The following is a 7,283-nucleotide window of genomic DNA, read 5'->3' on the forward strand; positions in this document are numbered from 1 at the left end:
ATCGGAGGCCCATGGCCTTTCCCGACGACCGGCCCCGCCGCCTGCGGGCGACCCCGGCCCTGCGCCGGTTGGTGGCCGAGACCAGGCTCACCGTCGACGACCTGGTGGCGCCCTTGTTCGTGCGGGAGGGGATCGTCGAGCCCCGGCCCGTCCCGTCCCTGCCGGGCGTGGTCCAGCACACCCGTGAGTCCCTGCGCAAGGAAGCGGCCCACCTGGCCGGCCTCGGGGTGCCGGGTGTCATCGTCTTCGGCGTGCCCGCCCCGTCCGCCAAGGACGCCCAGGGCAGCCAGGCCTGGGCCCCCGAGGGGATCGCCCAGCTCGCCCTGGCCGACCTGGCGGCCGAGGTCGGGGACGCGGTGGTCGTGATGGCCGACCTGTGCCTCGACGAGTACACCGACCACGGCCACTGCGGCCCGCTCGACGCCGCCGGCGTGCCCGACAACGACGCCACCATCGAGCTCTACGGGCGGGTGGCCGTGGCCCAGGCCCGGGCCGGGGCCCAGGTGGTGGCGCCCTCGGGGATGATGGACGGTCAGGTGGCCGCCATCCGCCGGGCGCTCGACGGGGCCGGGTTCGCCGACGTGGCCATCCTGGCCTACGCGGCCAAGTACGCCTCGGCCCTCTACGGCCCGTTCCGCGACGCCGTCGACGTGCAGATCGCGGGCGGGGGCGACCGGCGCACCTACCAGCAGGACTGGCACAACCGGCGCGAGGCCCGGCGCGAGGTCGACCTCGACCTGGCCGAGGGCGCCGACATGGTCATGGTCAAGCCCGCCTTGGCCCTGCTCGACGTGATCTCGGACGTGCGGGCGCGTACCGACCGGCCGGTCGCCGCTTACCAGGTCTCGGGGGAGTACGCCATGGTCAAGGCGGCCGCCGAGCGGGGCTGGGTGGACGGGCCGGCCGTCGCCCTCGAGCAGTTGACGGCCATCAAGCGGGCGGGCGCCGACTTCGTGCTCACCTACCACGCTCGCGAGATGGCGTCGCTGCTGCGGTGAGCCTCACCAACGAGGGCCTGTTCGAGCGGGCCCGGGCCGTCATCCCCGGCGGGGTCAACTCGCCCGTGCGGGCCTTCGGCCGGGTGGGGGGGACGCCTTACTTCGTGGACCGGGCCCAGGGGGCCTATGTGTGGGACGTCGAGGGCCGCCGGTACACCGACTACGTGCAGTCCTGGGGCGCCTCGATCCTGGGCCACGCCCACCCGGCGGTGGTCGAGGCCGTCCAGAAGGCGGCCACCGCGGGCACGTCCTACGGGGCTCCGACCGAGCGGGAGGTGCTGCTGGCCGAGGCCATCAGCACCCGGGTGCCCTCGTGCGAGCGGGTGCGCCTCGTCTCCAGCGGTACCGAGGCGGCCATGACCGCCGTACGGGTGGCGCGGGGTTATACGGGCCGCAACCGGATCGTGACCTTCTCCGGCTGCTACCACGGCCACAGCGACGCCCTGCTGGCCGCGGGCGGCAGCGGCATGGCCACGCTCGGCCTGCCCGGCTCGGCCGGGGTCCCCGAGGCGGCCGTGGCCGACACCCTGGTCGTCCCCTACAACACCGTTCCTGTCATCGGCGACGATGTGGCGGCTGTCCTCGTCGAGCCGGTGGCCGCCAACATGGGCCTGGTCCCGCCCGCGCCCGGGTTCCTGGAAGGCCTGCGGGCCGCGTGCACCAAGGCCGGTGCCCTGCTCGTCTTCGACGAGGTGATCACCGGCTTCCGCCTGGGCTTGGGCGGCGCCCAGGCTCACTACGGCATCACCGCTGACCTGACCGTGATGGGCAAGGTCATCGGGGGCGGCCTGCCCCTGGCCGCTCTGGGGGGCCGGGCCGACGTGATGGACGTGCTCGCCCCCGCCGGGCCCGTCTACCAGGCGGGGACGCTCGCGGGTAACCCGCTGGCCACGGCCGCCGGCCTGGCCGTGCTCGACCAACTCGACGAGGCGGCCTACACCCAACTGGTGGGCCGGGCCGCCCAGCTCGGCGGGTGGCTGTCCGACGTGATCTCCGAGGCCGGCCTCGACGTGCAGGTCCCGGTGGTCGGGCCTCTCATGGGCTTGTTCTTCTCGCCGTCCGCCCCGACCGACTACGACAGTGCCAAGACGGCCGACGGCGCCCGCTACACGGCCTTCTTCCACGAGATGCTGGCCCGAGGGGTGGCCCTGGCCCCCAGCCCGTTCGAGGCCATCTTCCCGAGCCTGGCCCACACCAAAGACGAGCTCGAGCGCACCGCCGACCTGGCCGCAGCCGCGGCCCGGGCCGTGGCCGAGGCATGCTGAGACCGTGCAGGTAGCCATCTTGGTCTTCGAGGGCATCACTGTGCTCGACGCCGTCGGGCCCTACGAAGTGCTGTGCCGGCTGCCCGGGGCCGACATCCGCCTGGTCGGCACCGAGACGGGCCCCAAACGCACTGCCCAGGGCACCCTTGCCCTGATGGCCGACCACCTCGTCGAGGACGTGCCCGCGCCCGACGTGGTGCTGGTGCCGGGCGGGCCGGGCGAGAGGGCGCTGCGCACCGACGAGCGGGTGCTCGAGTGGCTGCGGGCGGCCCACGCCACCTCCCGCTGGACGACGTCGGTGTGCACCGGGGCGTGCACCCTGGCGGCCGCCGGCCTGCTGGAGGGCACCGAGGCCACCACCCACTGGGCCTCCATGGACGACCTGGCCGCCCTCGGCGCCGTCCCCGTCACGGAACGCTGGGTGCGGCGCGACCGCATCATCACCGCCGCCGGCGTCTCCGCGGGCATCGACATGGCCCTCTACCTGCTGGCCCAGGAGGCGGGCGACGACCAGGCCATGGCCGCCCAGCTCATCTTGGAGTACGACCCCCAGCCCCCCTTCGACGCCGGTTCGCCGGCCAAGGCCCCGCCCCACATCCTCTCGGCCCTCCAAGCCGCCATGGCCGCCCACCGCCGCCGCGGGTGACGGGTCAGGCCCAGCCGAGCTCGTCGAGGCGGTGGTCGTCGATGCCGAAGTGGTGGGCTACCTCGTGGATGACGGTGTCGCGCACCATCTCGATCACGTCGTGGCGGTTGCGGCACTCGGCCAAGATGGGGAGGCGGTAGATCGTGATGCGGTCGGGCAGGGCGAACCCGCCGTAGGTGTCGCGTTCGGTCAGGGGCACGCCCTCGTAGAGGCCCAGCAGGCCGTCGGGGGAGTCGTCCTCGACCGTCAGCCAGACGTTCTCCATGAGCCGGCCCAGGGCCTCGGGCAGGCTGTCGAGGGCGTCGGCCACCCACTCCTCGAACTGTTCGGCAGTGACGCGCAGCACGCGCCGGTCACCGCGAGGGCGTGACGCGGGCGATGGCGGCCACCGCCTTGTAAGCGGCCTCGGCCGGCCCCAGCTCGTCGGGGCGCAGCATGTTGGCCATGATGCGCAGCACCCACTCCATGAGGCTACGCGAGCGCATACCCGTCTCCACCAGGGCCTTCATCAGGGCAGGCCGGCCGATGATCCGCACGAAGGCCCGGGCCACCTTGAAGTAGAGGGCGTACTCGGCCGCCAAGCGGGCCTCGTAGGCCGCCCCTGCTCCCGACCCGTCCCCGCCGGCCGCGAAGTCGGCGGCCACGGCCTCGGCCGCCATGCGGCCGGTCTCGTAGGCGTAGGCGATCCCCTCGCCGTTGAACGGGTTGATGAGCCCGCCGGCGTCGCCCGCCACCAGCCAGCCCGGCCCGCAGCGGGGCCCGACCGACAGGCCCATGGGCAGCTTGCCGCCCGTCGCCGGCCCGCACGAGGTCTCGGGACGGATCTCCCACGAGGAGGGGGCGTGGTGGACGAAGGCGTCCATGAGCTTGGTCGTGTTGACGTCCTTCCAGTTGCGGAAGGTGGAGAGCAGGCCCACCCCGACGTTGACCCGGCCGTCGCCCACCGGGAAGATCCACCCGTAGCCGGGCAGGACCTTGCCGGTGCCGTCGCGCACGTCGAGGTGGGACTCGATCCAGGGCTCGTCGTGGCGGGGCGACTGGTAGTAGCCCCGGATGGCCATGCCTACCGGGTAGGCCCGGTTGCGGGTCGTGCCCAGCGCCCGGCCGAAGCGCGACAGCGCCCCGTCGGCCACGACCACGACCCGGGCCCGGACCTCGCTGAGCTCGCCGGTGGCCTTGCGCTTGACGACCGCCCCCACGACCCGCCCGCCGGCCCGCCCGCCCTCGCGCAGCGGCTCGACCGCCTCGGTCTGCTGCCAGAGGGTGGCGCCCGCCTTCTCGGCCCGCTCGGCCACGAGCTGGTCGAGGTCGTGGCGGGTGACCACGTACCCGTAGCGGGGGAGGCCGGGCACCTCGGGCCAAGCCAGCTCGAGGGTGCGCCCGAAGGCGACCGAGCGCAGGCCGTCGAAGCGGTGGTGGCCGGCGAGGGCGCCGCCTAGGCCCATGTCCTCGAGCTGGCGGACGGCCCGGGGGGTCAGCCCGTCCCCGCACGTCTTCTCCCGGGGGTAGAGCTTCCGCTCGACGACCGCCACGTCGTGGCCGGCGTCGGCCAGCCAGTGGGCACATGCCGCCCCGGCCGGTCCACCGCCCACGACGAGCACGTCGAACACGGGGCCGGCGGCCTCGGTCATGACCTCAGAGGTCGTTCCGCTCGTAGGCGACGACCTGGCGGATCTCCTCGTCGGTGAGGATGCCGGCGAACCCGGGCATGCCCCCCGAGGTGGCCACCCGCTGGCCGCCCGCCCGGCTGGGGTCGCCGTAGGGCTGGCCTCGCTTGGTGGACGAACCTTCGACGACCCAGGTCACGTGGTCTTCTTCGTCGGGGAAGGTGGCGATGGATTCCCCTCCGCCCACGGCCGGGCCCACGCCGCCCTGGCCGGCCGCCCCGTGGCAGGCCGCACAGTAAGTCGTGTACAGGCCGGCCGGGGTCGGGGTGGCGTCGGGCAGCACGCGCTCCCCGAACGAACCCATGTAGACGATGGCCCACAGGGGCAGGATCAGCAGGATGGGCATCACCCAGTAGGGGATGCCGCTCTTGGGGCCCGGGTCACGTACGTAGTCGGGCAGGGGGGCCGCCGGCGCCGGGGGCCCAGAGGGGGTCGCGGGCCCGGGGGTCGCCCCCGGGCGGGCCGGCGCCGGGGCGGGCGCCGCCAGCGGGGCCTCGGCCATCGCCGGGGCCTGGGCCGCGCCGGCATCGCCCGCGGCGGCCGCCGGGGGCGCCTCGGGGGCGTCGCCGCCCAGCCCGAGGGCGGCTCGGCGAGCGCGGGACCTCTCGAGCAGGTGGTCCGGTACCTGGGTCACGGCGCCGACTGTAGAGCGCGCCGGTGCTGTTCGGCCAAGCTGGGCTGGTGACGGCGCCGATGTGCCTTGCTCAGGGGGCGCGTGCTAGAACCGCCCCGGTGCTGAATTTCGGTGTTGAACACGTCCCGGTAGAATGTGAGCGCGTTCACGAGGAGAGGTGAACCAGTGGCCGCGTTCGTAACATCCATGCTGATCCTCATCGTGGGGGTCGGTGCCTGTCTCTACTTCGGGCACCGTCGCCCGCTCGGCACTCCCCTCACATGGGGGGAGGCGTTCGTTGGCGCCACCTGGGGCTTCGCCATGATGGTCGTCGCCTACGGGGTCGTACCCCACCAGTGGCTGGAGTTCGCCGACAACGAGCTGCTGTGGCGGCCCGACCGCGTGCTCATGGGCTTCTCGGCCGACGGCCTCAAGTTCGGTGAGGAAGCAGCCAACCTGGTCGGCCGTGGGCGGGTCCTGGTGAGCTACCAGACCATGCGCGACATCGTCGCTACTCTCCTCTATGTCGTGTTCCTCGCCGGCCAGATGTACATGTGGGCCGCGTGGCAGCGGCGGGGCCGGGCCCAGGCCGGTGCCGTCGAGCGCACGTCCCGTTTCGGCCGCCCCCTGGTCAGGAAGGCCTGATGGCCCCGACCGGCCGGCACCCCGCACCCACTCGCACCCCAGCCAGGGAGGCCTGAGATGGCCAAGACCGACGCCAACCCGCCCATGCCCGCGTTCCCGGGCGACTACGTCGTCCAGGAGGTCGGCACCGACTACCTGGCCAAGGCGGTCAAGCCCAAGCAGTTCCTGCACATCGACCAGTCCGAGTGCATCATGTGCGAGGGCTGCGTCGACATCTGCCCGTGGAAGTGCATCCACATGCTCTCCACCGAGGCCATCGCCGGCGCCGTGGGCACCGACCAGCCGGGGGTCGACCCCGACGACCACGTGATATTCGTCGTCGACGAGGACGTGTGCACCCGGTGCGGCCTATGTGTCGACCGGTGCCCGACGGGCGTGATCATCATGGGCAAAGCGGGCGTGGCGGCCCGCGAGGGCGACCACCACCAGCGCGACGAGAAGCACGGCTACGCGTACGGGATGAGGTTCTAACCGGATGGCCACACTCTTCCGCCGCGGCCAGAACGGCAGCGGCACCGGCGACGGCGACGGCAACGGCCACGGGCGGAGCCCGGCCGAGAAGCTGGCCGAGGTCGGTGAGAAGGTCAGGAGCTCCCAGGCCTGGGCCTCGATCTTCCGGCCCGGTTCGATCTTCCGCAAGGGCTACACCGACAGCCCCCGTAACCGGTCCTACGTGATCATGAACAGCCTCATCTACCACCTCCACCCGGTGAAGGTGAAGCGCCACGCCGTCAAGGTGAGCTACACGCTCTGCCTGGGCGGGCTGTCGTTCTTCCTGTTCATCCTGCTCACGGTCACCGGGATCTTCCTGATGTTCTTCTACCGGCCCACGGCCGCCGCCGCCTGGGACGACATCAAGACCATCGAGACGGCGGTCACCTTCGGCCTACTGGTGCGCAACATGCACCGATGGGCCGCCCACCTGATGGTGATCACCGTGTTCTTGCACATGGCCCGGGTCTTCTACCACGGGGCCTACAAGCCGCCCCGGGAGTTCAACTGGGTGATCGGGGTCATCCTGCTGACCCTCACGCTGCTGCTGTCGTTCACCGGTTACCTCCTGCCTTGGGACCAGTTGGCGCTGTGGGCAGTCACGGTGGGGACCAACATGATGGGTTACACACCGGTGTTCGGCGAGCAGGTGCGCTTCGTCCTCCTCGGCGGAGTGGAGATCGGCACCGACACCCTGCTTCGATGGTACGTGCTCCATGTGCTCATGCTCCCGTTCGTGATCGTCATTGCGATGGCCGTCCACTTCTGGCGGGTCCGCAAGGACGGCGGGATCTCCGGGCCGCTGTAGGAGACGATCGATGACCGACATCCCCGAACACCTTCTCAAGCGGGCCCAGGAACGCCGAGCGGCCCTCGGCCAACCCGACGCGGGCGAGGCGGCGGCCGCGCCCCCCGGCGGCGGCGAGCCGCCGGCGGGCGGCGACGCCCCCCCGGCCG

Annotated in this window: 9 protein-coding genes; 6 read left to right on the plus strand and 3 right to left on the minus strand. The window is 72.5% G+C overall.

What is annotated here, in order from left to right; all coding sequences use genetic code 11:
• Window positions 1–11: 11 nt before the first annotated feature.
• From hemB to AB1673_14460, 3 genes are read left to right on the plus strand one after another with little or no spacing between them, the layout of a single operon-like run.
• Window positions 12–998 carry a porphobilinogen synthase gene (gene hemB / locus AB1673_14450; GenBank protein ID MEW6155165.1) on the plus strand — a complete coding sequence of 329 codons (987 nt, stop codon included), beginning with the start codon at window positions 12–14 and terminating at the stop codon, window positions 996–998.
• Window positions 995–2,263, plus strand: a complete 1,269-nt coding sequence (hemL, locus tag AB1673_14455) for a glutamate-1-semialdehyde 2,1-aminomutase (GenBank protein ID MEW6155166.1) — start codon at window positions 995–997, stop codon at window positions 2,261–2,263. Before hemB ends, hemL begins: the two co-directional genes overlap by 4 nt.
• Window positions 2,264–2,267: 4 nt before the next feature.
• Window positions 2,268–2,909 (plus strand): DJ-1/PfpI family protein, encoded by a 642-nt coding sequence (locus tag AB1673_14460; GenBank protein MEW6155167.1) that lies wholly within the window; start codon window positions 2,268–2,270, stop codon window positions 2,907–2,909.
• A gap of 4 nt (window positions 2,910–2,913) precedes the next feature.
• Here the strand turns inward: AB1673_14460 and AB1673_14465 are convergent, their stop codons facing one another.
• From AB1673_14465 to AB1673_14475, 3 genes are read right to left on the minus strand one after another with little or no spacing between them, the layout of a single operon-like run.
• A complete protein-coding gene (locus tag AB1673_14465; GenBank protein MEW6155168.1) occupies window positions 2,914–3,255 on the minus strand; it encodes a metallopeptidase family protein in 342 nt (113 codons plus the stop codon).
• A gap of 7 nt (window positions 3,256–3,262) precedes the next feature.
• Window positions 3,263–4,540 carry a geranylgeranyl reductase family protein gene (locus AB1673_14470; GenBank protein ID MEW6155169.1) on the minus strand — a complete coding sequence of 426 codons (1,278 nt, stop codon included), beginning with the start codon at window positions 4,538–4,540 and terminating at the stop codon, window positions 3,263–3,265.
• 4 nt (window positions 4,541–4,544) lie between these two features.
• Complete coding sequence (locus AB1673_14475; protein MEW6155170.1) at window positions 4,545–5,210, minus strand: cytochrome c; 666 nt, start codon at window positions 5,208–5,210, stop codon at window positions 4,545–4,547.
• 165 nt (window positions 5,211–5,375) lie between these two features.
• On the opposite strand from AB1673_14475, the gene AB1673_14480 reads away from it, so the two are divergent.
• The 3 genes from AB1673_14480 to extP are packed head-to-tail and all read left to right on the plus strand — an operon-like array spanning window position 5,376 to window position 7,134.
• A complete protein-coding gene (locus AB1673_14480; protein MEW6155171.1) occupies window positions 5,376–5,834 on the plus strand; it encodes a hypothetical protein in 459 nt (152 codons plus the stop codon).
• Window positions 5,835–5,891: 57 nt separating this feature from the next.
• Window positions 5,892–6,305, plus strand: coding sequence for a 4Fe-4S binding protein (locus tag AB1673_14485; GenBank protein MEW6155172.1), 414 nt, complete (start codon window positions 5,892–5,894; stop codon window positions 6,303–6,305).
• A 4-nt stretch (window positions 6,306–6,309) separates the two neighbouring features.
• Window positions 6,310–7,134 (plus strand): selenite/tellurite reduction operon b-type cytochrome ExtP, encoded by an 825-nt coding sequence (extP, locus tag AB1673_14490; protein MEW6155173.1) that lies wholly within the window; start codon window positions 6,310–6,312, stop codon window positions 7,132–7,134.
• Window positions 7,135–7,283: the final 149 nt, after the last annotated feature.

The sequence above is a fragment of the Actinomycetota bacterium genome (genome assembly GCA_040754375.1).
Lineage (GTDB): Bacteria > Actinomycetota > Acidimicrobiia > Acidimicrobiales > AC-14 > JBFMCT01.